Origin of the sequence: Streptomyces lydicus (assembly GCF_004125265.1) — a bacterium.
In the GTDB taxonomy this organism is placed as follows: domain Bacteria; phylum Actinomycetota; class Actinomycetes; order Streptomycetales; family Streptomycetaceae; genus Streptomyces; species Streptomyces lydicus_C.
This window is the reverse complement of the sequence record NZ_RDTE01000003.1, coordinates 4,345,864-4,372,503: the sequence shown is the minus strand read 5'-3', so window position 1 is coordinate 4,372,503 and position 26,640 is coordinate 4,345,864. Positions and strand designations below refer to the sequence as shown.

The 26,640-nt window shown below is 70.1% G+C and carries 23 protein-coding genes and 1 pseudogene; 16 read left to right on the top strand and 8 right to left on the bottom strand.

Translation table 11 applies throughout. From position 1 onward, the window contains the following. Positions 1-3 precede the first annotated feature (3 nt). A pseudogene (locus D9V36_RS21550) lies at positions 4-879 on the bottom strand (bifunctional DNA primase/polymerase); the annotation flags it as partial. A 928-nt stretch (positions 880-1,807) separates the two neighbouring features. Between D9V36_RS21550 and D9V36_RS21545 the strand changes: the two are divergent. The 8 genes from D9V36_RS21545 (at position 1,808) to D9V36_RS21510 (ending at position 9,772) form a co-directional block, all read left to right on the top strand. Next, positions 1,808-2,113: a hypothetical protein gene (locus tag D9V36_RS21545; RefSeq protein ID WP_129295224.1), complete on the top strand. Its 306-nt coding sequence runs from the start codon at positions 1,808-1,810 to the stop codon at positions 2,111-2,113. A 227-nt stretch (positions 2,114-2,340) separates the two neighbouring features. After that, complete coding sequence (locus tag D9V36_RS21540; RefSeq protein WP_129295223.1) at positions 2,341-3,531, top strand: acyl-CoA dehydrogenase family protein; 1,191 nt, start codon at positions 2,341-2,343, stop codon at positions 3,529-3,531. After that, positions 3,528-4,676 (top strand): bifunctional MaoC family dehydratase N-terminal/OB-fold nucleic acid binding domain-containing protein, encoded by a 1,149-nt coding sequence (locus D9V36_RS21535; RefSeq protein ID WP_129295222.1) that lies wholly within the window; start codon positions 3,528-3,530, stop codon positions 4,674-4,676. The genes D9V36_RS21540 and D9V36_RS21535 overlap by 4 nt, the downstream gene beginning before the upstream one ends. 1 nt (position 4,677) lies before the next feature. Further along, the gene (locus D9V36_RS21530; protein ID WP_129295221.1) at positions 4,678-5,931 is read left to right on the top strand and encodes an acyl-CoA dehydrogenase family protein; all 1,254 of its coding nucleotides are present in this window, start codon (positions 4,678-4,680) and stop codon (positions 5,929-5,931) included. Further along, positions 5,928-6,320 (top strand): MaoC family dehydratase, encoded by a 393-nt coding sequence (locus D9V36_RS21525; protein WP_129295220.1) that lies wholly within the window; start codon positions 5,928-5,930, stop codon positions 6,318-6,320. Before D9V36_RS21530 ends, D9V36_RS21525 begins: the two co-directional genes overlap by 4 nt. Further along, on the top strand, positions 6,317-7,483 hold the full coding sequence (locus tag D9V36_RS21520; protein ID WP_129295219.1) for a lipid-transfer protein: 1,167 nt from the start codon (positions 6,317-6,319) through the stop codon (positions 7,481-7,483). The genes D9V36_RS21525 and D9V36_RS21520 overlap by 4 nt, the downstream gene beginning before the upstream one ends. A gap of 404 nt (positions 7,484-7,887) precedes the next feature. Further along, positions 7,888-8,424, top strand: coding sequence for a SigE family RNA polymerase sigma factor (locus D9V36_RS21515; protein WP_129295218.1), 537 nt, complete (start codon positions 7,888-7,890; stop codon positions 8,422-8,424). A 214-nt stretch (positions 8,425-8,638) separates the two neighbouring features. Then, positions 8,639-9,772, top strand: a complete 1,134-nt coding sequence (locus D9V36_RS21510) for a methyltransferase domain-containing protein (protein WP_129295217.1) — start codon at positions 8,639-8,641, stop codon at positions 9,770-9,772. Positions 9,773-9,810: 38 nt separating this feature from the next. On the opposite strand, the gene D9V36_RS21505 is transcribed toward D9V36_RS21510, so the two are convergent. After that, complete coding sequence (locus D9V36_RS21505) at positions 9,811-10,689, bottom strand: helix-turn-helix domain-containing protein (RefSeq protein WP_129295216.1); 879 nt, start codon at positions 10,687-10,689, stop codon at positions 9,811-9,813. 49 nt (positions 10,690-10,738) lie between these two features. Between D9V36_RS21505 and D9V36_RS21500 the strand changes: the two genes are divergently transcribed. After that, the gene (locus D9V36_RS21500) at positions 10,739-11,107 is read left to right on the top strand and encodes a cupin domain-containing protein (RefSeq protein ID WP_129295215.1); all 369 of its coding nucleotides are present in this window, start codon (positions 10,739-10,741) and stop codon (positions 11,105-11,107) included. A gap of 153 nt (positions 11,108-11,260) precedes the next feature. On the opposite strand, the gene D9V36_RS21495 is transcribed toward D9V36_RS21500, so the two are convergent. From D9V36_RS21495 to D9V36_RS21485, 3 genes are all read right to left on the bottom strand, one after another. After that, positions 11,261-11,890, bottom strand: coding sequence for a GNAT family N-acetyltransferase (locus D9V36_RS21495; RefSeq protein ID WP_129295214.1), 630 nt, complete (start codon positions 11,888-11,890; stop codon positions 11,261-11,263). A 461-nt stretch (positions 11,891-12,351) separates the two neighbouring features. Continuing rightward, on the bottom strand, positions 12,352-12,621 hold the full coding sequence (locus tag D9V36_RS21490) for a DUF397 domain-containing protein (protein ID WP_129295213.1): 270 nt from the start codon (positions 12,619-12,621) through the stop codon (positions 12,352-12,354). Next, positions 12,618-13,466, bottom strand: coding sequence for a helix-turn-helix domain-containing protein (locus tag D9V36_RS21485; protein ID WP_129295212.1), 849 nt, complete (start codon positions 13,464-13,466; stop codon positions 12,618-12,620). The genes D9V36_RS21490 and D9V36_RS21485 overlap by 4 nt, the downstream gene beginning before the upstream one ends. A gap of 111 nt (positions 13,467-13,577) precedes the next feature. Between D9V36_RS21485 and D9V36_RS21480 the strand changes: the two genes are divergently transcribed. The 5 genes from D9V36_RS21480 to D9V36_RS21460 all read left to right on the top strand — a co-directional run bounded on the left by D9V36_RS21480 (position 13,578) and on the right by D9V36_RS21460 (position 16,742). Then, positions 13,578-13,991, top strand: coding sequence for an ATP-binding protein (locus D9V36_RS21480; protein WP_129295211.1), 414 nt, complete (start codon positions 13,578-13,580; stop codon positions 13,989-13,991). 364 nt (positions 13,992-14,355) lie between these two features. Continuing rightward, positions 14,356-15,399: a helix-turn-helix domain-containing protein gene (locus tag D9V36_RS21475; protein WP_241720968.1), complete on the top strand. Its 1,044-nt coding sequence runs from the start codon at positions 14,356-14,358 to the stop codon at positions 15,397-15,399. Beyond that, positions 15,380-15,967: a Uma2 family endonuclease gene (locus D9V36_RS21470; RefSeq protein ID WP_129295210.1), complete on the top strand. Its 588-nt coding sequence runs from the start codon at positions 15,380-15,382 to the stop codon at positions 15,965-15,967. Before D9V36_RS21475 ends, D9V36_RS21470 begins: the two co-directional genes overlap by 20 nt. Positions 15,968-16,350: 383 nt before the next feature. Then, on the top strand, positions 16,351-16,542 hold the full coding sequence (locus D9V36_RS21465) for a hypothetical protein (protein ID WP_129295209.1): 192 nt from the start codon (positions 16,351-16,353) through the stop codon (positions 16,540-16,542). A gap of 17 nt (positions 16,543-16,559) precedes the next feature. Next, entirely contained in the window at positions 16,560-16,742 is a 183-nt protein-coding gene (locus tag D9V36_RS21460) for a hypothetical protein (RefSeq protein ID WP_129295208.1), read from the top strand. A 3-nt stretch (positions 16,743-16,745) separates the two neighbouring features. On the opposite strand, the gene D9V36_RS21455 is transcribed toward D9V36_RS21460, so the two are convergent. Both D9V36_RS21455 and D9V36_RS21450 read right to left on the bottom strand, forming a co-directional pair. Continuing rightward, positions 16,746-17,621: a response regulator gene (locus D9V36_RS21455; RefSeq protein WP_129295207.1), complete on the bottom strand. Its 876-nt coding sequence runs from the start codon at positions 17,619-17,621 to the stop codon at positions 16,746-16,748. After that, complete coding sequence (locus D9V36_RS21450; RefSeq protein WP_129295206.1) at positions 17,618-22,123, bottom strand: HAMP domain-containing protein; 4,506 nt, start codon at positions 22,121-22,123, stop codon at positions 17,618-17,620. Before D9V36_RS21450 ends, D9V36_RS21455 begins: the two co-directional genes overlap by 4 nt. A 159-nt stretch (positions 22,124-22,282) precedes the next feature. On the opposite strand from D9V36_RS21450, the gene D9V36_RS21445 reads away from it, so the two are divergent. Next, the gene (locus D9V36_RS21445; protein ID WP_241720967.1) at positions 22,283-24,121 is read left to right on the top strand and encodes a SpoIIE family protein phosphatase; all 1,839 of its coding nucleotides are present in this window, start codon (positions 22,283-22,285) and stop codon (positions 24,119-24,121) included. Positions 24,122-24,203: 82 nt separating this feature from the next. On the opposite strand, the gene D9V36_RS41485 is transcribed toward D9V36_RS21445, so the two are convergent. Then, positions 24,204-24,476 carry a hypothetical protein gene (locus D9V36_RS41485; RefSeq protein ID WP_241720966.1) on the bottom strand — a complete coding sequence of 91 codons (273 nt, stop codon included), beginning with the start codon at positions 24,474-24,476 and terminating at the stop codon, positions 24,204-24,206. Between the two features lie 495 nt (positions 24,477-24,971). Between D9V36_RS41485 and D9V36_RS21435 the strand changes: the two genes are divergently transcribed. Further along, entirely contained in the window at positions 24,972-26,624 is a 1,653-nt protein-coding gene (locus D9V36_RS21435; protein WP_129295203.1) for a long-chain fatty acid--CoA ligase, read from the top strand. Positions 26,625-26,640: the final 16 nt, after the last annotated feature.

The window sequence follows — 26,640 nt, the reverse complement described above, 5'->3', positions numbered from 1 at the left end:
CCCCTACGGGCTTCTGTGCCCGCCGCCCCCCTGCTCCTGCCGGTGGCGGGCTGCCGAGGCGATTGTGGCGCGCGCTTCCTGTGCTGAGAGGCCGGTGTGGCGGGCGGCCTCTGTCAGGCGGGCGGCGAGTTCCTGGCCGAGGCCGGACTCGTCGGCGCGGCAGGCGGCCCAGAAGAGGCGGGCGTTGCGCTGGCCGGCCGGGGAGGCGCGGACGAAGCGTACGAGCGCCGCGGCCGGCTGGGGCGGGATGCCGGGCGGGCGCTCGCGGCGGGCGGACGGGGGCGGGGCCGTGAGGAGCGTGAGCAGGGCGTCCGGTACGGGGGCGGGACGCTGCGGCGCGTCCGGTGCCAGGGCGTAGTGCCCGTGGACGGTGAGCGAGCCGGGGCCCACGAGGTAGCCGCCCGCGCCGCGGATATCGATGCCGGGTGCGAGCCGGCCGGCCGAATTCGCAATGACGGGGGACGGCGGGCCGGTGAGCCAGAGGTGGCGGCCGCCGCTGGGGGTGCGGACCGTGATCGTGGGCGGGATCGGGAAGCCGTGCTGTTCGGCGAGGAAGCGGAGGGCGGTCAGGCCGTCGGCGCCGTGTTTGGTGTCGAGGTCGATGCCGATGAGGTGATGCGGGGGCCGTCCGCAGGCGAGGCCGTAACCGGTGGCCCAAGGGGCGGCGGCGAACATACGGCGGACGGTGAGCGGGTCCGTACTCGCGTCGTGTACGCCGTGCCCGAGCCGGCCGCACTCGCCGCGGCAGGGCGGGACCTTGGGATGCCCGCGGTGCGGGGACCGGAGGGCCGGAAGCTTGTTGCGGGTCAGCGGGAAGACGGGGTAGCCGCGCTCGGCGGCAAGGAGGGCGTGGGCGAGGGCCGTGGCGTGTGCATCAGTGGCATGCGCATCTGTGGCGTGCGTATCGGTGGCGTGCGTATCGGTGGGCTCGGTGGGATGGGTGGGCTCGGTGGCACCAGTGGGGCGGAGGGCGAGGGGCGGTGCCTTGGGTCGGTCCTCGGGCGTTGCCTCGGGCGGTGGCGCTTCAGGCCATTCCTCCGGTGGTGCCTCGGGCCGGTCCTCGTTCGGCGGCGCGGATCGGACCTCCGTCGGTGGGTCGGCCGGCGTCGCGGTGTCCGGTGGGCCGACGGGTCTGGGGCTGTCGGTGTTCGGTGTGCGGGCCGGTGCGTCGGCGTTCGGCAGGGCGGCCGGTCTGCCGGTATTCGGTGTGCAGGCCGGTGTTCCGGTGGCCGGCGGGGCGGTCGGTCTGCTGGTTGGCGTTCCGGGCGGTGTTTCGGTGGGGCGTCCATGGCGGCGGTGCAAAGCCATGGATCTATTTTCGTACGAATGTTCGAGAAAGGGAAGGGGGGCGTGTGCGAACCGGCCCGTGCGCCGGTTGTGGCGGCCAGGCGTGTGGGGCGCACGGACGTGTGGCGGGCGGGCGTGGCGGGGTGCTGTGCCGGCGAGGGGCTGCCGGTGGGGAGGTCGTGCGTCGGCCGGGGTTTACCCGGGGTTCCTCATGCTTGCGGGGGAATCGGCTCTTCGTGGCGGGTCCGCCGGGTATTGCTGGGCAAGCCTGAGTGCGCGACGTCGAAGCAAGCATCGTGGCGGTCGGCCAACTGCCCGGTGAACAAACGGAGTTCCACCGAACACTGAATATCGAATATCGAATCAAGCAGGCCGAGCAGCCCAAGCGATCCAAGCAGCCCAAACGATCCAAGCGACTCAAGCGATCCGAGTGGTCCGAACGATCCAGGAAACCCGACCGATCCCAGCGATCCCGGTGGCCCGAGCGATCCAGTAGTCGTGTTCCGTAGGAGGAAGAGACATGGCAAGTACCCGTACCGCCCGCGTCATCGCCGTTGCTGCCGCACTGCCTTTCGCGGCCGCACTCTTCACGGGCGTGGCGCAGGCCGACAACGGCGGCTTCGCGACGGGCGGGTCGAGCTCGGCGGCGACGAGTCAGACGGGAACCGGTGTCGGAGGCAGCAACTTCGGCAACTCCACCACCGGTCAGCAGGTCGCCAATGGTGCCGGCGCCTCCAATCAGAACAACACCGCGAGCGTGAACGGCTCCGGCCCCACGCGTATCGACCAGACCAACGCCACCGTCAACTTCACCAACCTCTGGTGATCCGGCCCGCCGCAAGGGGGAGGCGGCGGCTGACCGAGGGGTGATACGTCAGGGGCGGCACGGAGAGAATGGGGCTTCTCCGGGGTTCACTGCGCCGACCTTGACAGCGAGCGGGTTTCTGACGGACAGTCAGAAACCCGCTCGCTCGTTCGTGTGCCGGGACTCCGCGTTCGTCCGCCGGGTCCCTGTGCACCGGACGTACGGCCACCAGAAGGGGAGCCGCCGACGTGCACCTCGCCCCCACCGCGCGCCAGGAGCAGCTGCGCACCGAACTCCGTTCGTACTTCCGCGAGGTGCTGCCGGACGGACCGGTCGAGGATCCGGTCCAGCAGCGGGCGGTGCTCCGCCGGATCGGCGCCGACGGCATGCTGGGGCTGGGGTGGCCGACCGAGTACGGAGGGCAGGGGCGCGGCGCCGACGAACAGTTCGTCTTCTTCGACGAGGCGTACCGCGCGGGCGCCCCCGTCTCGATGGTCACTCTCAACACCGTCGGCCCGACCCTGATGAAATACGGCACCCGGCGCCAGAAGGACTACTTCCTGCCGCGGATCCTCAGTGGTGAGCTCGTCTTCGCGATCGGCTATACGGAACCCGAGGCCGGCACCGACCTCGCCGCGCTCCGCACCCGCGCGACCAGAGGCACGGCGAGCGGGACGGGCGATGGCGACCACTGGCTGATCAACGGTGCCAAGAGCTTCACCAGCAACGCCCACCGCGCCGACTGGATCTGGCTCGCCTGCCGCACCGATCCCGACGCCCCCCGGCACCAGGGCATCTCGATCATCCTCGTGCCCACCGACGCCCCCGGTTTCTCCTGGACGCCGATCGAGACGGTCGGCGGGCTGACGACCACCGCCACCTACTACGACGACATCCGCGTCCCGGCAGGGAACCTCGTAGGGGAGGAGAACGCCGGCTGGCAGCTGATCACGCACCAACTCAACCATGAGCGCGTGGCGTTGGCGGCGATCGGTATGCAGGCCGAGGATGCCTTCGAGGCGGCGCTGGCCCATGCCCGTACGCCGGATGCGGTGACCGGTGAGCGGCCCGCCGACCGTCCATGGGTGCGGTCGCGGCTCGCCGAGGCGCACGCCCGGCTGGCCGCCACCCGGCTGCTGAACTGGCGGTTGGTCGGTGACGTGGGCGCCGGGACACTCGGGCCCGGCGACGCTGCCGGCGTAAAGTTCGCCGGGACGGAGAGTGCCGTCGAGGTCTACCGGATGTGCCAGGAGGTGGTGGGCGATGCCGCCCTGGTGCGGGCCGGTTCGCCGGGCGCCTTCGGGGACGGCGAGCTGGAGCGGATGAACCGCGCGGCGCAGATCAACACCTTCGGGGGCGGAGTGAGCGAAGTCCAGCGGGAGATCGTTGCGTCGATGCGGCTGGGGATGCGGCTGGGGAAGCGGAGGGGGCGGCGATGAGTCAGGTGCAGCTCACCCACGAGGAGCTCAGGGCCTACGAGGGCCGGCCGACCGGGACCGCCGGCGTGGGAAAGGACCTGGTCAACGAGCCGATGATCCGGCACTGGTGCGAGGCCGTGGGCGACGCCAACCCCGACTACCGGGGGCCGGACGCCATCGCTCCGCCGGCCATGCTGCAGGCCTGGACGATGGGCGGCCTCTCCGGCCACACCGACCGCTCGGGGGCGTACGGCGAACTGTCCGCGCTGCTGGACGGCGCCGGGTACACCTCCATCGTTGCCACCGACTGCGAGCAGGAGTATCTGCGGCCGCTGCGCCCCGGTGACCGGATCACCTTCGACGCGGTGATCGAGTCGGTGTCGGAGCGCAAGACCACGAAGCTGGGGACCGGGCACTTCATCACCACGCGGATGGACATCCGCGCGAACGACGAGCCGGCCGGCACCCATCGCTTCCGGGTCCTCAAGTACGCCCCGGCGGTGCGGGCCCCCAAGACGGCCGAGGGGAGGCAGGCACAGGCACCGGCACAGATACCGGTACCAGTACAGACGCCGGTACCGGTACAGACGCAGGCACCCGCACCGGCACCGGCACAGACACCGACACAGGAACCTCAGCAGTCGGAGGGTGCCGGCCGGAAGCCGCAGGTATCCCAGCAGCCCCGGGCCCGGCGGCCCCGCCCCGTCGTCAACCGTGACAACGCCGGCTTCTGGGAAGGCGTCGCCGGGCACCGGCTGCTGATCCAGCGCTGCACGGAGTGCCGGACGCTGCGTTTCCCCTGGTTGCCGGGGTGCAATGGCTGCGGGTCGGCGGAGTGGGACACCGTCGCGGCGAGTGGCGGAGGGATGGTCTTCTCCTACGTCGTGATGCACCACCCGTCTTTCCCGGCCTTTGCGGCGCCGGAGCACGGAGGGGAGGCGCCCGGCCGCCGGATGGATGCCCCCGACGGCCCCCGGACGGACGAGCCCGCCCCCTACGCCGTCGGGCTGATCGAGCTCGCGGAGGGGGTGCGGATCGTCAGCAATGTGGTGGGCGTCCCCGCCGACAAGGTGCGGATCGGGATGCCGGTACGGCTGGCATTCCTGCGCGTCGACGAGGAGTTGGAGCTTCCGGTCTTCCGAGCGGAAGAGGGCGGTGAGGGGTGACATGGACTTCACTCCCACGCCGGAGCAGGCGGCGGCCCGCGAGCTGGCGGCGCGGATATTCGGCGACCTGTCCACGCCCGAGCGCCTTGCCGTCTGCGGCGGTGGCACGGACGCCGCGCTGTGGAAGGCCCTGTGCGCGGCCGGTCTGCCGGGCGCGGTGGAGGAGACCGGCCTGCTCGGGCTCGTGCTGATGCTGGAGGAGCAGGGGCGTACGACGGCGCAGGTGCCGTTCGCGGCGACCTGTGTGTACGGACTGCTGGCGATCGGTGCGCACGGCGGCCCGGAACAGCGGGCACGGCTGCTGCCTGCGCTGCGGGACGGCGACGCGATAGCCACCGGGGCGTTTCCGGCGCGGCGCGGCGGTGTACGGGCCGAGCAGCGCACGGCGGACGGTACGGGGCAGACGGGGCGGCTGACCGGCACGGTCCCCGTGGTGCCGTGGCTGCGCGAGGCCACCCATGTGCTGGTGCCGGACGGGACGGCGCGCACGCTGTGGCTCGTACGCACCGACGCCGCCGGGGTGCGGCGGGACCCGGTCGACACCACCGCCCCGTGGTCGGCGGGCCGGCTCACCCTGGACGACGCACCCGCCGAAAGCCTGAACGGGCGAGCCATCTCCCAACGGCGAGCCGCCTGTCACCTGCCGGAGGCCACGCACGCCGACACCCCCGCCGCCCCCGATGCCGACCCTTACGCCGACCACCCCCACCCCACCCCCTACGCCGACGTCCTCGCCCTGGCCCGCACCGCCTTCGCCGGCCTCCAGGCCGGGGTCTGCGCCGGCTCCCTGGCCCGGGCGGTGGCCCACACCACCACCCGCGAGCAGTTCGGCCGTCCGCTCGCCACGAACCAGGGGGTGCAGCTCCGCGCCGCCGACGCCTGCATGGACACCGAGGCCATCCGCGTCACTGCCTACGAGGCGGCCTGGCGCCGGGACGCGGGCCTGGACACCGGGACGCATGCGCTGACCGCCGCCTGGTGGGCATCCGAGGCGGGCACCCGCGTGGTGCACACCGGCCAGCATCTGCACGGCGGCATCGGCGCCGCCGTCGACCACCCCGTCCACCGGCACTTCCTGTGGGGCAGACAGCTGGCCGGTTATCTGGGAGCCGGGGCAGAAATCCTGGACGAATTGGGGGAGTCGCTGACGTCATCACCCAGGGGCGACGAAGACCCAAAGGAGAAGAAGGCGAAGGAGAAGGCGAAGGCGAAGGACCCCGGAAGGGGCGAAGGACCCCGGAAGGAGACCCGATGAAGCCCGGTGACGAACTGCCGAAGCTCACCATCCCCCTCACCCGCACCCTGATCGTCGCCGGGGCGATCGCCTCCCGCGACTACCAGGACGTGCATCACGACCCCGAGGCGGCCCGGGCGAAGGGCTCCCCGGAGATCTTCATGAACATCCTGACCACCAACGGACTCGTCGGCCGCTACATCACCGACCACTTCGGGCCGCGCTGCACCCTGCGCAAGGTCGCCATCCGCCTCGGAGCCCCCAACTACCCCGGAGACACCATGGTGTTGAGCGGCACCGTCACCGAGGTGACGGACGGTACGGCGGTGGTGCGGGTCGTCGGCGCGAACGGCATCGGCCACCACGTCACCGGCACGGTGACCGTCAGCCTCCCGGAGGGCACGGCATGAGCGTCCACCGCCCCGACTCCCTCGGCGGCCGGGCCGCCATCGCCGGAATCGGCGCGACCGAGTTCTCCAAGGACTCCGGCCGCAGCGAACTGAAGCTCGCCGTCGAAGCCGTACGCGCGGCCCTCGACGACGCCGGGCTGACCCCCGCGGACGTCGACGGCCTGGTCACCTTCACCATGGACACCAACCCCGAGATCACCGTCGCGCAGGCGGCCGGCATCGGTGAGCTGTCCTTCTTCTCCCGGGTCCACTACGGGGGCGGCGCGGCCTGCGCCACCGTCCAGCAGGCGGCCCTGGCAGTCGCCACCGGGCTCGCCGGAGTCGTCGTCTGCTACCGCGCGTTCAACGAGCGCTCGGGCCGCCGCTTCGGCTCCGGCGTACAGCAGCGCGAGCCCACCGCGGAGGGCGCGGCGCTCGGCTGGAACCTCCCCTTCGGCCTGCTCACCCCCGCCTCCTGGGTCGCCATGGCCGCCCAGCGCTACCTCCACACCTACGGGCTGACCCCGGACGCCTTCGGCCCGGTCGCGGTCACCGACCGCCGCCACGCCGCCCGCAACCCGGCCGCGTACTTCTACCGCAAGCCCATCACCCTCGCCGACCACGCCGCCTCCCGCTGGATCGTGGAGCCGCTGCGGCTGCTGGACTGCTGCCAGGAGACGGACGGTGCCCAGGCGATCGTGGTGACCTCGCCCGAGCGGGCCCGCGCGCTGCCCCACCCGCCGGCGCTGATCACGGCCGCGGCACAGGGCGCGGGCCGCGCCCAGGAGCAGATGACCAGCTTCTACCGCGACGACCTGACCGGCCTCCCCGAGATGAACGTGGTCGCCCGCCAGCTCTGGCGCACCGCCGCCCTGACCCCCGCGGACATCGACGTCGCGATCCTCTACGACCACTTCACCCCCTTCGTGCTGATGCAGCTGGAGGAGTTCGGCTTCTGCGCGCCGGGCGAGGCCCCGGACTTCGTCGCCGCGGACACCCTCCCCCTGAACACCCACGGCGGCCAGCTCGGCGAGGCCTATCTGCACGGTATGAACGGCATCGCCGAGGCTGTCCGCCAGCTCCGCGGCACCTCCGTCAACCAGGCCGGCAGCCCCGCCCATGTCCTGGTCACGGCCGGAACCGGGGTCCCGACCTCGGGGCTGATCCTGGGCGCGGACGGCTGAACGGCCCCTCGGCGGTGGGGTGGTGTCAGGGTCGGAGGGCCGTTCCCGGTGGGGACGTGTCAGGGGCGGAGGGCCGCCCCCCGTAGGGCGGTGCCAGGGCCGGAGGTGCGTCCCTGGTGGGGACGTGTCAGGGTCGGAGGGCCGCTCCCGTAGGGCCGTGTCAGGGGTGGAGAGCCGTCACCGGTGGGGCCGTGGTGCGCCCCCAACAGGGCCCTGCCCGGAGCGGGCCCGCTCACCGAATCCTCCGGGACCGGCGCGCGCCACGACCCCGGACCCTAGGGGACCGCCGGCCCCCGTCCCCCCAGAGTAGGTAGAGCCAGCCCCACCCCTACAACTTGAGAGGGATGCCGCTTCGGCACCTTGGGGCGATCCGCCCGAGCGCCCTCGCTTCTAGCGTGGTGCACATGACCACGCCAGTGTGCACCAGCGCTTCGACCGCCGCTGTGTTCCCGACGTTCTCGTCCTATGTACGGGCCCGGGGGCCGGTCCTGCTGCGCACCGCGCGGTCGCTGTCCACCAACCCGAACGACGCCGAAGACCTCCTCCAGACCGCCCTGACCAAGACCTTCGTGGCCTGGGACCGGATAGAGGACCACCGCGCCCTGGACGGCTACGTCCGCCGCGCGCTGATCAACACCCGCACCTCCCAGTGGCGAAAGCGCAAGGTCGAGGAATTCGCCGTCGACGAGATGCCGGAGCCGGACCCGCTGCCCGCCCCCGACCCGGCCGAGCTCCAGGGCCTGCGCGACGCGATGTGGCGCGCGGTGATGCGACTGCCCGCCCGCCAGCGGGCCATGGTCGTCCTCAGGTACTACGAGGACCTGAGCGAGGCCCAGACCGCCGAGGTCATGGAGGTCTCGGTCGGCACGGTCAAGAGCGCCGTCTCCCGCGCCCTGGCCAAACTCCGGGAAGACCCGGATCTGGCGATGATCTCGGCCTGAAGCTTCGCCTCGGGGGAGCGCATCCACTTATGCGCCCTCCCGCACACCTGTGACTGTCTCTACGCTCCTCGTAACTTTGTTGCCTGATGAAGGAGGCGGGAGTGGGTAAGCATCGCAGCCCGATCGGAGACGACGGACAGCAGCCGGGCCGCCCGATTCCACCGGAGCCGACCCCACCACCGCAGCCGAAGCAGGCTCGTTGACCTCTCAGCCGATGCCCGAGGAAGCCATCGGCGATCTGCTGGAGCAGATCGCCGAAGTGCTCGGTTTCCCCGTTTCCGCCCCTCTGCGCGCGGCTCTGCAGGCCGTGCCCCGCCATCTCTTTCTGCCGCCCACGGTGTGGGTGCGCGACGGGAAGGGCAGTTACGAGCGGTACGACCGGGATCAGGACCCCGATCGTTGGTGGAGTGCGGCTTACCGCGACGCCCCGCTGGTCACCCAGTTCACCGAGCTTTCCGACGGTGACACGGTGCCGTCCTCCTCCGCCTCGATGCCCAGCATGGTTGTCCGGATGCTGAGGGACCTCGATGTGCAACCGGGCCACCGCGTGCTGGAGATCGGCACCGGAACCGGATTCCACGCTGCCCTGCTCGCGTTCCTCCTCGGCGCCGGGAACGTGACATCACTCGATATTGACCCCGACCTGATCTGCCGGGCTCGGCGAGCACTGAAGGCGAGCGGACAGCAGCCGGAGGTGGTCTGTGCGGACGGCGCGGCCGGCTGGCGGCCGAACGCGCCCTACGACCGGATCATCTCCACCTGCTCCGTGAGGACCGTGCCGCTCGCCTGGCTGGAGCAGATCTCACCCGGCGGTCGCATCGTGACACCGTGGGACACCGCGTGGTGCAACTTCGGAACGCTCATCGCGACCCGGCAAGCAGACGGCACGGCCGAGGGTTCGCTCGTTCCGTACGGCTCGTTCATGCTCATGCGGGCCCAGCAGGTCGATGTCGAACTGCACCGCGACATCCTGCGGGACGACCAGAACCCCGACCGGTCCGTGACGGAACTGTCCCCTTGGTCCGTCGCCGGGAACGACCTCGATGCCCAGATGCACATCGGCCTCCATGTGCCGGGAGTGTGGCACGCGTGGGACAGCGGCGTACGCGAAGGGCACACCCGGCTGTGGCTGGCCGACGACCAGGCGACGAGCTGGGCCGGCGTGGATTACGACGGACGGCAGACGTCGACATTCGCGGTGGCGCAGTACGGCCCGAGGCGGCTGTGGGACGAAGTCGCCCGGTCGTATGAGGAGTACGTGTCCGCCGGCCGGCCCGGAATCGCACGGCACCGGCTGCGCATCTGTCCTGACGGCCGGAGGACCCGCCTTGAGATGAGTCCGGTCTGACGGCCGTCAGACCGAAGGCTGCGCCGCGCACGGCCGTATTAGCGGGTCGGTGTGGTGCCCGCGTAGCGCGCCGGTGTCGTGCCCACATGGCGGGTGAAGTGCCGGTTCAGATGGGATTGGTCGTGGAATCCCAGGGCGGTCGCGACCTCCGCCGGACGCCTGCCGTCGAGCAGCAGCCCGCGGGCCCGCTCGATGCGCTTGCCGGTCAGGTAGGTGTGCGGTGGCAGCCCGTAGGTCTGCTTGAAGCAGCGGATCAAATGGGTGGGGTGCGCGTGCAGGACGGCGGCGGCCTCCCGCAGGGACAGGCCGGTCGGCAGACGGGCATCCAGCAGCTCCCGCAGGGCGGCAGCCAGGCGGTTCGCCTCGCGGCCGGGCGTACGCGGCGGCTGGAGCGCGTCCAGGTGGAAGTGCAGCCGCTCCCGGATGAAGGCCAGCCGGGATTCGGCTTCGAACGTGTCGCCCGCGTGCAGGTCGTCCGCGTGCAGGGCGTCCGCGTGCACGTCGCCCGGATGCACGTGGTCCGCGTGGCCCAGGGACGTATGCAGCTGGTGGATGCGATGGCGCAGCAGCGCATCGCCGAAGACCGGGCCGTCCACCGCGCGGCCGGTCAGGCCCTCGGGGAGCACGGTCGTATCGAGGTAGAGCACGCGCTTGCGGAAGCCCGCCGCGGTGACCGTCCTGCCGTCATGGGCGACCCCGGGAGGCAGCAGGACGACCGTCCCGGTCCCGGTCACGCCATGACGGTGGCGGTCACAGGCGAAGTCGACCGCCCCGTCATTGAGGATCATCAGGGCCCAGGTGTCATGGGTGTGGGACGGATACGCGTGCTCGGTGAAGTGCGCGTGGAAGACCTCGGCGATGCCGGGGACGGGCGGCCGCCAGGCGCTGATCGTCGTACGGGGCGGACCATCCGTCATGCCAGGAACGTACAAGACCGCCGGAGCACGGGCACGGCAGTCTCAAGGCATGACCAACTCTCCCGCTCCCGTCCATCTCGCCGGCAAGCTCTCGCAGTTCAGCGACCTCTGGTCGCAGAAGAAGATCGCTGACATCAACGACTACGAGGTCAAACTCGCCAAGCTGAAGGGGGAGTTCGTCTGGCACACCCACGAGGACACCGACGAACTGTTCCTGGTCCTCAGCGGCCGGCTCACCCTCCAGCTCAGGGACGGCGATGTGGTGCTCGGCCCCGGCGAGCTGTTCGTGGTTCCCCGGGGCGTCGAACACTGCCCGGTGGCGGAGGAAGAGACCGCCATCCTCCTCCTCGAACCGGCCGGAACGCTCAACACGGGTGACGCGGGCGGGCCCAGGAGCAAAGCCCCCGAGGCCCTTTGACGCGTCAGCGCCCCGCCGCGGCCTTCTTCCCGCGGCGGGAGGAGCCATTGACGACGATCTGACCGCAGTGGGGTGAAGGCCAGAGCGGCGACTGTCCGGGGGCTGTTGGCGTCTGTGGATTCGGCCACCCCCGCGTACGGCCAAGCTCCTGCTTCAGGCCCGGTAGCTGCACTCCGCCAGCGTCGCGTGCTTTTTCCAGCCCAGCGTCTCGTACAGCGCGCGCCCGGCGTCGGTCGCGCCCAGAACACCCAGGACCGCGCCCTTCTCCAGGGCGCGGTCGGCAAGCGTACGCATCACGAAGTTGCCCAGCCCGCGCCGCTGATGGGCCACCTCGGTCACCATCCGGTCCACGACCACGGCTTCCCCGAGGGATGCCATCTGCCCTTGAGACGCCTGCTCGCCCGCCGCATCCAGCACCCGAGCGTAGGTGACGGCCCCAATGGTCTCCACGTTCACGGTGTACCCCGCAGGCGTGACGGGGTCCGTGGCCATCAGGTCAACGGCCATGAGATGGCCGGCCTCCTCCATCACCCACCCCTGAGGCAGCCAGGGCTCGATCTCCTCCGGCTCCGCGGGCATCTTCATCCAAGTCCGCGGTACTGACACCGAGGCCGCAGCACTGCGGGCCAACGTCTCCTCGGCCTCGGGCAGGACATGGCGTCCCACTTCGTCGGGGTTGCCGGCCACCTCGATATAGAACCCCCAGGGCTTCTTGACAGGCGGAGGCGTCCGCCGGGACACGGCCCAGCCCGCCACCCAGGTCATGACTATGTCCGCAACCATCAAGCCCTCCCGAAGCTGTGGCCGCATCAACGGCCAGGTAATAGGCAGCAGCCGGGATCACACGTTACGCCGCGGTGCAGTCCGCGGCATCTGTTTTGCCGGGGTGCAGATCCTGAAGGGCAGTCGTGAAAGATCACAAACAGCACTGCTGAGGAACCGCCCCCAAGCAGCAGCCGTTACGAGGACACCGCCCACGAGACAGGCTCAGGCGGCAACCCGCGAGCGGGTCCGTGCTCGGAGAGCATCTGATCCCGCCGTGCGGGCGGCACGTCGCCACCGCACGCGGCTACCGCAAATCCACAGGCGGCACAGGCTGACTCGACGTCCCATCGGAACCGGCTGTCCAGCAGGGCCTGGGCTCCCCAGCACTCCAGTTCCGCACCGCAGTCCTGGCACTCAGCGAAGTACCTGACGGATTCGATAACCGCCTGCTCCATCCCACCCCGGCAGTAGCCGTGCGCTCAACTCCCTTCGACGGCAAACGCGACGAAGTCGGCCCATGCGGTCGGCCGGAGGCGGAGCTGTGGGCCGTGGGGGTTCTTGGAGTCGCGGATGTGGATGGTGCCGGGGGTGGTGGCGACTTCGACGCAGTCGTGGCCGTTGCTGCTGTCGCTGTAGCTGCTCTTCTGCCAGGCGACTTCGACGCACTCGTTGCCGTTGCCCTGGCCGCTGTAGCTGCTCTTGATCCACTCCAGCTCGGCAAGGTTTCCGGCAGAGGGCTTGAGGGTCATGTCTCTCCCAGCACTTTCTCGATGAAGGCCAGCGACTCCCGGGGCGTGAGAGCCTGGGCCCGGATGATGCCATACCGCAGTTCGAGGATCCGGGTCTCTTTCGGGCCGGAGATCAGGCGGCTGCCGAACTGGTCATCGGGGCGTCCCACCACTGAACCGTCCCCGAATTTCAGAATCTCGATCTCACCGCCCATACCCGCGTGGTCGTCAAGGTTCGTCGGCATCACCTGGATCTCGACGTTTCGCAACCGACCTACCTCCAACAGGTGTTCGAGTTGGTGGCGCAGGACCATTGTGCCTCCGATGGGGCGGCGCAGTGTCACTTCTTCCTGGACGAACATCAGGGCCGGTGCGGGAGTCCGGGCGAAGATCGACTGTCGAGCCATGCGAGCGGCCACCTCGCGTTCCACTTTGTCCGGCGAGTAGGCAGGGCGTCGCATCTCGAACAATGCGTGCGCGTACTCCTTCGTCTGCAACAGTCCATGCAGGTTGTGATTGCCATACGCGCCCAGTTCGACGACCTCGGCTTCCCACCTCGTCAGGTCACGAATCCTCTTCGGATACCGGGCCAGCTCCACGTCCTTCTTCATCGCGGCGACCTTGCCGCCAGCGCCCAAGACCTCATCGGCCTTGTCCAGGAACTCCGGGCGCGGGATGCGGGTGCCGCGCTCGATCTTGTAGATCAGGTTCTCCCCGTAGCCGATGGCTGCCCCGAACTCCGCTGGGCGCAGACCTGCTGCCTCGCGCCACAGCTTGAGCTGGCGCCCGACCGTCTCCACGGCAGCCTGGGCATCGTCTTCCGGGTCGAGTTCCCAGCCCCCGTCTTCCGCACCGTCAACATTCATCCGCTTCCACCTCCTGGACAGCGGGGACGCCCCTGGACAAATCCTGGACATCACCATGCGTACTGGCGTCATCACTATTCAGCGTAAGCACGCTCGACCACGCTGAGTGACATGAATCAGGAAATCGCCGAGTACAAGCTCCAGTTCAAGGTCCAGCTCTCCGCTACCCGACGGGGCGCACGCCTCGCACGGCTCCTCGCCACCGAACAACTCCGCTCCTGGGGCCTGGCGTTCGAGTCTCCGGCTCACGTCATCGCCGAGCTGGCGGCGAACGCCGCCACGCACGGGTGCGTACCGGGCCGAGATTTCCGCCTTGCCGTCCTCTCTGACGCGGACACGCTCCGTATCGAGGTGACGGACGCGCGCGGTGACGAGCTCCCGGCCCCGAAGGCGGCAGGGCTACGGGAGTCGGGTCACGGACTGGTCCTGGTCGAAGCGCTCGCCGACCGCTGGGGTACCTGTCGGGGACCGTTCCCGTGCAAGACGGTCTGGGCGGAATTCGATCTGCCGATGTGGGGTCGGTGAGACCGGGGAGGGGAGGGCGGGAGGGGAGAAGACTGGCGGTCCCGGCCCGTCAACCGGAGGCCGGGAAACCGGAGGCCGGTGAGCCGGGCGTCGATGCGCCGCGCGCCAGGGGTTCGGTCCGTAAAAGACCCATAACCCCAGGTAGAGAAACCTCTCCAACCCAGCCCGACCCAGCCCAACCCACCCCGGTGCGCCCCGCCGTCACTCGCTTGGGTGATCCATGACCGGAAGGCTCGCTTCCGCAGCCCTCGTCCATGCACTCTCGGCAGCAACAACCCCAAAAACCCGCACACATGCGACGGCCCCCGGCCGGGACTGGCATCCCGATCGAGGGCCTGACCAACGAGGAAGAGAACGCTTCCTGATGGCTGAGCAAAAGCTTAATGCGCCTGCGCGCGCCCAGTACGAGATTCGCCGATCCCCGGCCGGCGTCCGCAAGGTCACCGAGTACCAGGACCCCGGCTACACCATCGTCGGCAATCACCTCACCCAGCACCGTTCCCTGTCCGGCCTCGCGATCGGGCTCGCCGCCCACATCCAGTCGCTGCCCGAGGGCGCGCCGGTCGACATCCGTACGCTGGCCAGGCGGTTCCCTGAGGGGCGGGTCCGGATCGCCGCCGCGTTACGGGAGTTGGAGGCGTACGGCTACCTCGAACGGGTCCGGCGGCGCACCGATGACGGGCGGGTGGTCACGGTCACGATCTCGTACAACAACCCGGAGGCCACCCGCGCCCGCCGCGCCCGCGACGCCGCCGAGCAGGCCAAGCGCCACGCCGCCGTCGAACCGCCCCCTCCCGCGCCGGACCCGGTACCCGTAAGGCAATCCCCGCAGCCGGACTCAACGCCCAAGCCTGCCCCCACGCCCAAGCCTTCCTCCGCGCCAACGCCGTCCCCCGCCCCGCAGCCACCGGAGCCCGCGACCGACGAACACCACACCCCCGCCGCCGCCCTCCTGGCGAACCTCCGCCGCGACGACCCCCGCCTCCTGCTCTCCGTACGGGACATCCACCGCCTCACCCCGCCCGTCGCCGCCTGGCTGGAACGCGGCGCCTCCCCGGAGGCCGTACGCAGCGCCCTGACCGCGGGCCTCCCACCCACACTCCGCCACCCGGCGGCCCTGCTCGCCCACCGGCTCACGGAGCTCCTGCCCCCACCCCTCCCGGCGGCACCCACACCGCCCTGCGCCGCCCCACCCCCGGCCCCACCACCGTTCCAGACCTGCGACGGCTGCGAGCGGGCCTTCCGCGCTCCTGCCCCGGGCCTCTGCCGTAACTGCCGCCACTCGGAGCCTCAGAGCAAGGAGCCGCCTAGCATGAAGCTGAGGACTCCGGTGGGCACGCCGGCAGAGATGCCGACAGAGATGCCGACAGAGATGAGGAGCGAGCGCCATGACGATGGCCCCCGATGACGCGCAGCGGGACGCCCTTCTGTACCAGACCATGCGGGAGTTCGTTCAGTCCATGGACGACACCCTTCCAGGCAAGTTCGAGATCACGAAGGAAGGGATTGTTCACGACATGATGACGCCTGTCGGGCCACAGGAGTTGACCACGCTACGTGTCCGTAAACGCCTTGAAAAGGTGATGCCGGAAGTACTGGTGGCCCATACGGGGACCCCCGACGTGGAGAGCCGGGCCGAGGGCATCATGCGTCACCCTGATGTCATGGTGATCGCCGAGGCAGACATGGAGGTCGAGGGGGCCTTCGATCCCCGCACGCTCCTTGCCGCCATCGAAGTCGTTTCCCGTTCCAACCCGGACAACGACTGGGTGAGCAAAGTGCGCGACTATCCCCTCCTCGGTATTCCTGTGTACGCGATCTTCGACCCGCGTACGGGATCGGGCGCGGTGCTCTCCGATATCCATCCGACCCCGAGTGGCCCCCGCTATGCGACCCGTAAGGAATTCGTCTACGGCGAGGACGTCACCATCGGTGAGTGGACCATCACGACGCAGGACCTCCCGCGTTACGTATAGCTCCGGGAGCTTCGAGCACCCCTCCCGGTCACTCCTGTGTGTGGCTTGGGTCAACGTCTCGGCCGAGGGAAAATGCCCCGGTGGGCCGTGCTCTTGACGTATGCATATGAACTTCCTGTGGCCTCAAGGGAGTTGAGGGGGCGGGGCTTGCGCTCCGCGCGTGCTTCGTGACGCGCTCGCGTCTGTGAATAGCCGGACATTGAGTTATCAGTCGGCCGAAACAGCATGATTCGCGACCGCGCAAGAGTTTCACAGAATCGCCAAGTTCAAGATCCGCTCGCCGGGTTCCGAATGCAGGTGTCGGCTAGTACGTTTATGGATGACCAACGGGCGCGGTATCTGACCCATACCGCCCTGCGTGAAAAGTTGAATGGGGAAATTCAATGAAGAGCCTTGCCTCGGGTGCGGTGGCGGGCGGGGACGGGGCGCCGGCCGTCGGTCGGTGCGTCAGCAAGGGTGTCAGCAGGGACGTCAGCAAGGGCGTCGCCTCGGACAGCGCCTCGGACATCGCCTCGGATCTCGCGAAGAAGACCGTTGCGGGCGGCGCCGCTGCCTGCCTCTCGGCTCTCGCCTAAAGGCTTAGGAAAACCTGATGGGCAAGTTTGTCTTTACTGTTCTCTGGGCCGGTGTGCTCATCGCGGTGAACAGGGTGCTGGAGCACGCCATCTGGGCTCAGTATGTGGCGATATTCGCGATGGGTGGAATTTACGCCTTCGCCGTCGACAAGGTTCCGGGCCCTCGCGGAAAGAGCAGCCGGGAAAGCTCAAGAGTGTAGGTTTCACGTCCCCCGGCTGACCATCAACCTGCCGACTGCTTCCTCCAGTTCGGTGATGCGGTCGGCAAGACGCTTCTTGTCGGCGCCTTTCGCGTCACGCAGGAGGAGTTCCACCTCGGCGAGCTGGCCGGCGATTTCCGCGAGGCGGGATGCGTCGCCGGCGGCGGGTGCCGCGGGCTGCGGGGGCGGCTTTGAAGGCGCCGGGGCGCCGGGGCCTTCCGGGGGGATGGGAGGATGCCCGGCCATTCCCGACCCCGCCCCCGTGGGTGAGGGTGAGGGGGCGGGCGGCGGCGCTGTCGCGTCCGGGGACGAAGCCGCGTCCGCTCGGGCCGTGGTGGCTGCCGCGCCGGCTGCCGTGGCCGTCGGTGCCGCCGGAGCCGTGGTCGTCGTGCTCGTGCCGGGCGGCGGTCCGTCGCCTCCGGGGTGATCGTCCGACGTCAGCAGACGCTTCAACTGGTCGGCCTGCGCGGCGAGTTGGCGGTTCTTGCGGTGGAGGTCGAGGAACACGTTCACCTTGGTGCGCAGCAGCCAGGGGTCGAAGGGCTTGATGAGGAAGTCGGCGGCGCCGACCGTGTAGCCGCGGTAGGCGTAGTTCGGGTCGACCGAGGCGCCGGTGAGGAGAATGATCGGGACGTCTTTGGTCTGGTCCAGGCCCTTGATGTTGGCGGCGGTCTCGAAGCCGTTCATGCCCGGCATCAGCACATCGATGAGGACGACCGCGAATTCCTCGCGGAGCATGGCCTTCAGCGCCTCTTCGCCGGATCGCGCGCGGACCACCTTCTGGGTGAGCGAGCCCAGTACGGCTTCCAGCGCGACGAGGTTTTCCTCCATGTCGTCGACGATGAGGATGCTGGACGAGGTGTCCGGTGCGGTTGTCATGATTGCTCCCCGGCTGCCGTTCCCCGTCCGCCCTGGCCCGCGCCTTCTGCGTCCTGGCCCGCGCCCTCGACGTCCTGGCCCGCGCCCTCGACGTCCTGGCCCGCGCCGTCGGTGTCCTGCCCTGCGCCCTTAGCGTCCTGCTCCGCATCCTCCGGGTCGACGCCCTCCGTACCGGCGGCCTCAGAGTGCAGCCCCGCACCGCCCTCGGAATGCAGCCCCGCCCCGGCCTCCGGCTGCGGCACCGCCTTGCCCTCCTGCGGGTCCAGAAGGCCGCAGATCACGGACAGCAGGCGGTCCACATCCACCGGCTTGGGGATGTAGTCGTTGGCCCCGCTCTCGATCGCCCTTTCGCGGTCGCCCGGCATGGCCTTCGCGGTGAGCGCGATGACCGGCAGGTCCGCGAATCGAGGCGCTTGTCGGATCGCCTTGATCATCTCGTAACCATCCATTTCGGGCATCATGATGTCCATCAGCACCAGCGAGACGTCCGGTGTCCGGTCCAGGACCTCCAGCCCCTCGCGGCCGTTCTCGGCGTATTTGACGCTGATGCCGACCCGGCCCAGTACGTGCGTGAGCGCGAAGACATTGCGGATGTCGTCGTCGACGATGAGGATGCGGCGCTTGGCCAGTACCTCGCCGGGGCGTCCGCTGAGCCAGTCCCTGAGGCGGGTGGTCTCGGGCCAGGTGACATCGCCGCCGTCGGTGGAGGGAGCGTCCGGGTGCGGGGCCTGGTCCTGTTCCCCCTGGGTGGGGAAGACATCACTGACGTCACCGGAGGGGCCGGTCCGTGAGGTGATCGCGGGCGGGCCGGGCGGCGTGGCCGTGAGCTGTTCGGCCAGGACGGGGCGGGCGGGGCCGGCCTGTGCGGTGCTGTCCGCGGGGCGGGTGGCGGCGGTGGGGCTCGGGGCCGGGAACGGGCCCGTGTAGCGCGCGGGCACATACAGGGTGAAGGTCGAGCCGACGCCCGGCTCGCTCTCGGCGATGATCCGGCCGCCCAGCAGCGCGGCCATATCGCGGCTGATGGACAGGCCGAGACCGGTGCCGCCGTATTTGCGGTTGGTGGTGCCGTCGGACTGCTGGAAGGCCTCAAAGATGCCGTCGAGCTTTTCCGGGGAGATGCCGATGCCGGTGTCCTTGACGGAGAGGGCGATGACGTCGTCGGCGGTGCGGAGGGATTCCTCCTCGAATTCCGTGCCGGGGACGCGCTGGACGATGAGTTCCACGCTGCCCGAGGAGGTGAACTTCACGGCGTTGGACAGGAGGTTGCGCAGGATCTGCTGGAGGCGCTGTTCGTCGGAGAAGAGTTCCTTGGGGACTCTCTCGCCGACCTTGACGTCGAAGGTGAGGCCGCGGTCGACGGTGAGCGGCCGGAAGGTGGCGCGGACGTAGTCGAGCAGTTTGATCAGCGGCAGGGTCTTGGGGTGGACGTCCATCCGGCCGGCCTCGATCTTCGACAGGTCGAGGATGTCGTTGATGAGCTGGAGGAGGTCGGAGCCCGCACGGTGGATGGTGACGGCGAACTCCACCTCCTGGCTGGAGAGCCGGCCGTCGGGGTTGTCGGCGAGGAGCCGGGAGAGCACCAGCAGGGAGTTGAGCGGGGTGCGCAGCTCGTGCGACATGTTCGCCAGGAACTCCGACTTGTACTGGGAGGAGGTGGCGAGGAGGGCCGCCTTCTCCTCCAACTCGGCGTTCGTCAGCTGGAGTTCGTCGGAGCGCTGGCGGAGCTCGGCGGTCAGCCGCTGGGACTCCGACAGCAGCGACTCCGTACGGGAGTTGGCGATGATGGTGTTGATCGAGACGCCGATGGTGTTCACGAACTGGTCGATGAAGGCGAGGTGGACGTCGCTGAACCGGCTGAACGAGGCCAGCTCGATCACGCCGAGCACCTGGTCCTCGAAGAGGACCGGGAGGATGACGATGCTGGCCGGGGCCGCGGCGCCGAGCCCGGAGCTGATGGTGATGTAGTCGGGCGGGACGGCGTCGACGACGATGCGTTTCTTCTCCATGGCGGCCTGGGTGATCAGGCCCCAGCCGGGGGTGCCCAGCCGCAGCCGCGGCAGCGAGCGGCGGCCCTCGGGCTGGCCGGTGCCGTAACCGGCGATCAGCTCCAGGCCCTCGCCCGGTTCGGCGCCCGCCTCCGCCAGGAAGAACGCGCCGAACTGCGCGTTCACCAGCGGGGTCAGCTCGCGCAGGATCAGGTCGGCGACCTCGACCAGGTCGCGGTGGCCCTGCATCAGGCTGGCGATACGGGCCAGGTTGGACTCCAGCCAGTCCTTGGCGCGGGTGGTCTCGCGGAGGTTGGCGACCATCAGGTTGACGTTGTTCTTCAGGGCCGCGACCTCGCCCTGGGCGTCCACGGTGATCGAGCCGGACATATCGCCCTGGGTGACCGCGCTGGCCACCTCGGCGATCGCCCGGACCTGCGTGGTCAGGTTCAGCGCCAGCTCGTTGACGCTGGTGGTCAGCCGCTTCCAGGTGCCGTAGACGCCCTCGACCCGGGCCTGGCCGCCGAGCTGGCCCTCGCTGCCGACCTCGCGGGCCACCCGGGTCACCTCGGACGAGAACGACGACAGGGTGTCGACCATCGTGTTGATCGTCGTCTTCAGCTCCAGGATCTCGCCGCGGGCGTCGACGTCGATCTTCTTGGAGAGGTCGCCCTTGGCCACGGCGGTGGCGACCTGGGCGATGTTGCGGACCTGGGAGGTCAGGTTGTCGGCCATGGAGTTGACGTTGTCGGTGAGGTTCTTCCAGACGCCGGAGACGCCGTGGACCTGCGCGCGGCCGCCGAGCCGTCCCTCGGTGCCGACCTCGCGGGCCACCCGGGTGACCTCGTCCGCGAACGCCCGTAGCTGCTGGACCATCGTGTTGACGGTCTCCTTCAGCTCCAGGATCTCGCCGCGGGCGTCGACGTCGATCTTCTTGGAGAGGTCGCCGTTGGCGACGGCCGTGGTGACCTGGGCGATGTTGCGGACCTGGGAGGTCAGGTTGAGCGCCATGAAGTTGACGTTGTCGGTGAGGTCCTTCCAGACCCCGGAGACGTCCCTGACCTGCGCCTGACCACCGAGGTTCCCTTCGGTGCCGACCTCGCGGGCGACGCGGGTGACCTCGTCGGCGAAGGCGGAGAGCTGGTAGACCATGGTGTTGATCGTGGTCTTGAGCTCCAGGATCTCGCCCTTGGCCTCCACGGTGATCGTCCTGCCGAGGTCGCCCTCCGCGACGGCGGTGGCGACCAGGGCGATGTTGCGGACCTGGGAGGTCAGGTTGTCCGCCATGAAGTTGACGCTCTCGGTGAGGTCCCGCCAGACCCCGGAGACGCCCCTGACCTGCGCCCGGCCGCCCAGCCGCCCTTCGGTGCCGACCTCGCGGGCGACGCGGGTGACCTCGTCGGCGAAGGCGGAGAGCTGGTCGACCATGGTGTTGATCGTCGACTTCAGCTCCAGGATCTCGCCCCGGGCGTCCACGGTGATCTTCTGGCTCAGGTCGCCGTTGGCGACGGCGGTGGTGACCTGGGCGATGTTGCGGACCTGCCAGGTCAGGTTGGACGCCATGAAGTTGACGTTGTCGGTGAGGTCCTTCCAGACCCCGGAGACGCCCCTGACCTGGGCCCGGCCGCCGAGCTGGCCCTCGGTGCCGACCTCGCGGGCGACCCGGGTGACCTCGTCGGCGAAGGCCCGCAGCTGGTCGACCATCTTGTTGACGGTGAGCTTCAGCTCCAGCAGCTCGCCGGTCGCCTCGACGGTCACCTGCTGGGTCAGGTCGCCGGTGGCCACCGCGGTGGTGACCACGGCGATGTCCCTGACCTGCGCGGTCAGCCGCGACGCCATGGTGTTGACCGCCTCGGTCACATGGAGCCAGTCGCCGGAGAGCCCCTGGACCTTGGCCCGGCCGCCCAGCCGGCCCTCGGTGCCGACCTCGCGGGCCACCCGGGTGACCTCGCCGGTGAACAGCGACAGCTGATCGACCATGCGGTTCACCCCGCTGCCCAGCCGGCGCAGATCGCCGCGGAGGGCGCGGTTGCCGTCGTGCAGATCGACCCGCTGGGTCAGGTCGCCGTCGGCCACCGCGTCCAGTACCCGGGTGGCCTTGGCGAGCGGGACCACCAGCGCCTGCAGCACGGTGTTGGCCGCCTCGATGTTCGTCGTCCAGGTGCCCTGGCCGGGGCTGGCGGAGATCCGCTCGTCCAGCCGGCCCTGCCGGATGATCTCGCTGCGGACGCGTTGCAGCTCGGAGGCGAGATGGGCGTTGCGGGCGGCGATCTGGTTGAGGACGCCCGTCATATCGGCCACCACGCCGTCCGTGGAGGAGCCGTCCTGCGGGATATCCGCACGGGCGGTGAAATCCCCGTCCCGCAGCGCCATCATCGCCGCGAGGAGCGGCCGTAGCTCACTGGTGCGTACCCACTGCCCGTCGTGCCGGGGGACGGGGGGCAGCGGGGGCTCAGTAGGCTCGGGAGGCTCCGGGGGCGGGGAAGCAGACTCGGGCCGGGCCGGGTCGAGCGCCATGGCACACCATCCCCCCAATGATCGTTGCGGAGAAGCCGGTCGAGCAGGGTGATCCATTTGGGCAGATATGACATAGTATAAAGCGCTTGTAATGAGTTTTTCCCGGCATATTCAGGGGGCGCAGTGGTAGCGCTGTCCTCCCCGTACACGACGGAATCCGTGTCCCGGAAAGGGCTGCCCGCGAACCAGCTCGCGGCCGCCGGCGCACGCAAATTCGTGCGCGCGCTGCTCACCGAGCGGGCGACGGCCCCGCCCGCCACGGCAGGGCCCGGTGCGGCGGCGATCAGCGCCGAGCTCATCCACGATGCCGTCCTGCTCACCAGCGAGCTGGTCACCAACGCCGTGATGTACGCCGGTACCGATATCGACGTGACCTGCCGCCTGGAGCACGACGGGCCGGCGGCCGCCGAGAGCGACGGGGAGCGCCGCCCGGCCAAGGTGAGCGTCGTGGTGGAGGTCTCCGACCGCCATCCCGCCCGGGGGGTACGCGGCGGGGTCGACGCCCGCACCGGAGAGCCGGGATTCGGACTCCAGCTGGTGAGCGCCCTCGCGGAGTCCTGGGGCGTGACCTACCGCCATGCGGTGAAGACCGTCTGGTTCCGCCTGGAGTCCACCGAGGGCGAGCCGCTGCGCGCCCGCGCCGCGCCCGCCGCGCCGCACCGCGAGTCGCGCGGTCCCGAGCCTCCCGTACGCCTCGCCCACCCCGCGACCCCGCGCACCCGCCCGCACGGGTTCGCCGCCGAATGGGCCGACCGCGGCGGCCCGTCCTTCCTCGCCGAGACCAGCGAACTGCTGGCCGGGCAGCTCGACCAGGACATGGTCACCGCGCTCGCCGCCCAGCTGCTGGTGCCCCGGCTCGCCGACTGGTGCGCCATCTGGCTCACCACGGAGGGCGGCGGGGTGCAGCTGTCGCGGGTCTGGCACATCGACGAGCGGCGGATCACCCCCCTGCGCGCGGAGCTGGAACGGGACCCGCCGTCCGACATCATCCGCACCGCCGGCAACCCCTGGCCCTGGCCGGAATGCGCCGGTGCGGCCCCCTCGGGCGGTTCCGCGCTCGCCTTCCCCCTGGTCGCCCGCGACACCGACCAGGGCATGCTGCTGCTCGGCCGGGCGGGGCACCTCCAGATGACCGACACCGTGGTGCGGATGGTCGAGGACGTGGCACGCCGGGTCGCCCAGGCCGTGTTCACCGCCCGCCAGTACACCCGGCAGACCACGATCAGCCTGGCGCTCCAGCGCCGGCAGCTGCCCGCCACGCTCGCCAGCATCCCCGGCGTCGACACCGCGATCGTCTATGAGCCGCACGGCGAGGGGCAGACCGTCGGCGGCGACTTCTACGACGTCTTCCCGATGGGCGACCGCCGCTGGTGCTTCCTGCTCGGGGACGTCCAGGGCAAGGACCCCGAGGCGATGTCCGTCACCGGACTGGCCCGCCATCTGGTGCGGCTGCTGGCCCGCGAGGGCCATGGCGTCGAGTCGGTGCTCGGCAGGCTCAATCTGGCCATGGCCGAGGAGAGCGCGGAGGCGGTGGAACTGGGCGGCGAGCAGGCCACCTCCCGCTTCCTGAGCCTGCTGTACGGGGAGCTGGAGGTCGATCAGGGCGTCCCCGGCGCCCGCTGCACGGTCGCCAGCGCCGGCCACCCGCCACCGCTGCACATGTTCGTCGACGGCTCCGTGGAGCCGGCCTCCGACCCCCAGATGCTGCTCGGCATCGACGAGGGCACCGAATTCCACGCCAGCTCCTTCGCCCTCGCCCCCGGCGAGACGCTGCTGTGCGTCACCGACGGCGTCACCGAACGCCGCTGCGGCAACTGGCAGTTGGACGACAACGACGGCCTGATCGAGGTGATGCGCGACGGCATGGGCCTGGGCGCCAAGGCCCTCGCCGAACACGTACGCCGCGCCGCCCACGACTTCGGCACCGGGCCCGTCGAGGACGACCTGTCGGTGCTGGTCCTCCAGGCGGTGACCCCGGCGGCCGACCGGCGCCCGTGACGCGGCCGGCGGGCGCGTGCGGACAGCCGAAAGGGGCCCGCTTCCGGCGGGCCCCTTCCTGTGGCTGTCCTGTGCTACCTCGTCAGCAGCCCGGGAACGTCGCCGACGGGGTCTCGAAGGTCCCCTGCCCCTGGACCTTGATCAGGCCGACGGCGCTCTTGCAGGGCCAGCTCATGTTCCAGGTCTGGGTGGCCCGGTCGCCCTTGCTGATGGTCTCCAGCCCGGCGTACGACGAGGAACCGCTCATGCGGTAGCCGAGCTGCGCCTTGATGTCCGAGCCGGACTTCTTGGTGTAGATGATGTCGATGGACTGGGGCCGGCTGTTCATGACGATGCAGAGCTGACCGTTGCTCATGCTGGTGCACTTGACATGGTCCGACCCCGACGCCACCGCCTGGGTTCCGGCCGCGTGAGCCGGAACCGTGAGAAGCGAGACGCCGACGGCCGCACACGCGGCGGCGGCCAGTGAGGCGCGACGAATCATGGAGATCCCCCCGTTCGGTAGGTGTCTGACGGTACAAAGGATCGATCACCGGTGCGACCTATTTTCGGAAAAACTTCTACGTTGTTCGATTCGACGGCATAAGGGGTGTCACAGGGGTCCGCGAGCTCTCTGACGTGGTCGTGAAGCCGGGAGCGAGGGCGTCGGGACCCGGCGGGGCCGGGGGGGGGGCGCGGCACCCGGAAGCGGAATCCGGCCGAAGTGCGGCCTTCGGCCGGAGGCCGGTCCCGCGGCTGTGCTACGGCCGTCGGCGGCGGCGTTACCGCCGGGTAGTGACATACCGCTTGGTATGTGCGCAGAATCGTCTCCACCGGTCGCGATGCGGCGACGGCACCCTCGGGAGGTTCTGTGTACAGCACCATGCAAGACGTACCCCTGCTGATCAGCCGGATTCTGGAGCACGGCCGGACAGTCCACGGACAGTCGGCCGTGACGACCTGGACCGGCGAGCCCGAGCCCCACCGCCGCACCTTCGCCGAGATCGGCAACCGCGCCGCCCAGCTCGCCCACGCCCTGCGCGACGACCTCGGAGTGACCGAGGGAAGTGTCGTGGGAACGCTGATGTGGAACAACGCGGAGCACCTGGAGGCCTATCTCGCGATCCCCTCCATGGGGGCGGTGCTGCACACGCTCAATCTGCGGCTGCCCGCCGAACAGCTGGTATGGATCATCAACCACGCCGAGGACCGGGTCGTGCTCGTCAACGGCAGCCTGCTGCCGCTGTTCGCCCCGTTGCTGCCGCAGCTGCCGGGCGTCGAGCACATCGTCGTCGTCGGTCCCGGCGACCGCTCCCTCGTGGCGGGCGGCCCGGCGCGGGTGCACGACTACGAAGAACTGATCGCCGGGCGGCCGGAGAGCTACGACTGGCCGGAGATCGACGAGCGGGAGGCCGCGGTCCTCTGTTACACCTCCGGAACCACCGGCGACCCCAAGGGCGTGCTCTACAGCCACCGTTCGCTGTATCTGCACTCGATGCAGGTCAACACCTCCGAGGCGTTCGCGCTCTCCCCGCGCGACATCGCGCTGCCCGTCGTGCCGATGTTCCACGTCAACGCCTGGGGCCTGCCGCACGCCGCCTTCATGGCCGGTGCCTCGCTGCTGATGCCGGACCGCTTCCTGCAGCCCGCGCCGCTGGCCGAGATGATCCGGACGGTACGGCCCACCATCGGCGCCGCCGTCCCGACCATCTGGCAGGGCCTGCTCGCCGAACTCGACGCCGGACAGTACGACGTCGCCTGTCTGCACACCGTCGTCATCGGCGGCTCCGCCTGCCCGCCCGCCCTGATGCGCGGCTTCGAGGAGCGGCACGGCATCCGCGTCGTGCACGCCTGGGGCATGACCGAGACCTCCCCGCTGGGCAGCGTCTCCCACCCGCCCGCCGGGGTCAGCGGCGACGACGAGTGGGCCTACCGCGCCACCCAGGGCCGCTTCGCCGCCTCCGTCGAGGCCCGGCTGATCGGTCCTGGCGGCGAAGAGCTCCCCCACGACGGCAAGGCCGCGGGCGAGCTGGAGGTCCGCGGCCCGTGGATCGCCGGCGCCTACTACGGCGGCGCACAGAGCGGCCCGCTCCGCCCCGAGGACAAGTTCAGCCCCGACGGCTGGCTGCGCACCGGCGACGTCGGCACCATCACCCCGAACGGCTATCTGACGCTGACCGACCGCGCCAAGGACGTCATCAAGTCCGGCGGCGAATGGATCTCCTCGGTCGAGCTGGAGAACCATCTGATGGCCCATCCGCATGTCGCGGAGGCCGCGGTGGTCGCCGTACCGGACGACAAGTGGGGCGAGCGGCCGCTGGCGACGGTGGTGCTCCGGCAGGGCGCGACCATCGGGTACGAGGAGCTGAAGGCGTTCCTCGGCGAGCGCATCGCGCGCTGGCAGCTGCCGGAGCGGTGGGCGGTGATCCCGGCGGTGCCCAAGACGAGCGTGGGGAAGTTCGACAAGAAGGTGCTGCGCCGGCTGTACGCGGAGGGGGAGCTGGACGTGACGTTGCTGGCGTGAGCCGGAGGCGGCCGGG

Excerpts from the sequence above, each read along its gene's own strand:
- D9V36_RS21545 (WP_129295224.1), top strand. The coding sequence starts at position 1,808 with ATGGCAAGTACCCGTACCGCCCGCGTCATCGCCGTTGCTGCCGCACTG.
- D9V36_RS21535 (WP_129295222.1), top strand. The coding sequence starts at position 3,528 with ATGAGTCAGGTGCAGCTCACCCACGAGGAGCTCAGGGCCTACGAGGGC.
- D9V36_RS21530 (WP_129295221.1), top strand. The coding sequence starts at position 4,678 with ATGGACTTCACTCCCACGCCGGAGCAGGCGGCGGCCCGCGAGCTGGCG.
- D9V36_RS21525 (WP_129295220.1), top strand. The coding sequence starts at position 5,928 with ATGAAGCCCGGTGACGAACTGCCGAAGCTCACCATCCCCCTCACCCGC.
- D9V36_RS21520 (WP_129295219.1), top strand. The coding sequence starts at position 6,317 with ATGAGCGTCCACCGCCCCGACTCCCTCGGCGGCCGGGCCGCCATCGCC.
- D9V36_RS21515 (WP_129295218.1), top strand. The coding sequence starts at position 7,888 with ATGACCACGCCAGTGTGCACCAGCGCTTCGACCGCCGCTGTGTTCCCG.
- D9V36_RS21510 (WP_129295217.1), top strand. The coding sequence starts at position 8,639 with ATGCCCGAGGAAGCCATCGGCGATCTGCTGGAGCAGATCGCCGAAGTG.
- D9V36_RS21505 (WP_129295216.1), bottom strand. The coding sequence starts at position 10,689 with ATGACGGATGGTCCGCCCCGTACGACGATCAGCGCCTGGCGGCCGCCC.
- D9V36_RS21500 (WP_129295215.1), top strand. The coding sequence starts at position 10,739 with ATGACCAACTCTCCCGCTCCCGTCCATCTCGCCGGCAAGCTCTCGCAG.
- D9V36_RS21495 (WP_129295214.1), bottom strand. The coding sequence starts at position 11,890 with ATGGTTGCGGACATAGTCATGACCTGGGTGGCGGGCTGGGCCGTGTCC.
- D9V36_RS21490 (WP_129295213.1), bottom strand. The coding sequence starts at position 12,621 with ATGACCCTCAAGCCCTCTGCCGGAAACCTTGCCGAGCTGGAGTGGATC.
- D9V36_RS21485 (WP_129295212.1), bottom strand. The coding sequence starts at position 13,466 with ATGAATGTTGACGGTGCGGAAGACGGGGGCTGGGAACTCGACCCGGAA.
- D9V36_RS21480 (WP_129295211.1), top strand. The coding sequence starts at position 13,578 with ATGAATCAGGAAATCGCCGAGTACAAGCTCCAGTTCAAGGTCCAGCTC.
- D9V36_RS21475 (WP_241720968.1), top strand. The coding sequence starts at position 14,356 with ATGGCTGAGCAAAAGCTTAATGCGCCTGCGCGCGCCCAGTACGAGATT.
- D9V36_RS21470 (WP_129295210.1), top strand. The coding sequence starts at position 15,380 with ATGACGATGGCCCCCGATGACGCGCAGCGGGACGCCCTTCTGTACCAG.
- D9V36_RS21465 (WP_129295209.1), top strand. The coding sequence starts at position 16,351 with ATGAAGAGCCTTGCCTCGGGTGCGGTGGCGGGCGGGGACGGGGCGCCG.
- D9V36_RS21460 (WP_129295208.1), top strand. The coding sequence starts at position 16,560 with ATGGGCAAGTTTGTCTTTACTGTTCTCTGGGCCGGTGTGCTCATCGCG.
- D9V36_RS21455 (WP_129295207.1), bottom strand. The coding sequence starts at position 17,621 with ATGACAACCGCACCGGACACCTCGTCCAGCATCCTCATCGTCGACGAC.
- D9V36_RS21450 (WP_129295206.1), bottom strand. The coding sequence starts at position 22,123 with ATGGCGCTCGACCCGGCCCGGCCCGAGTCTGCTTCCCCGCCCCCGGAG.
- D9V36_RS41485 (WP_241720966.1), bottom strand. The coding sequence starts at position 24,476 with ATGAGCAACGGTCAGCTCTGCATCGTCATGAACAGCCGGCCCCAGTCC.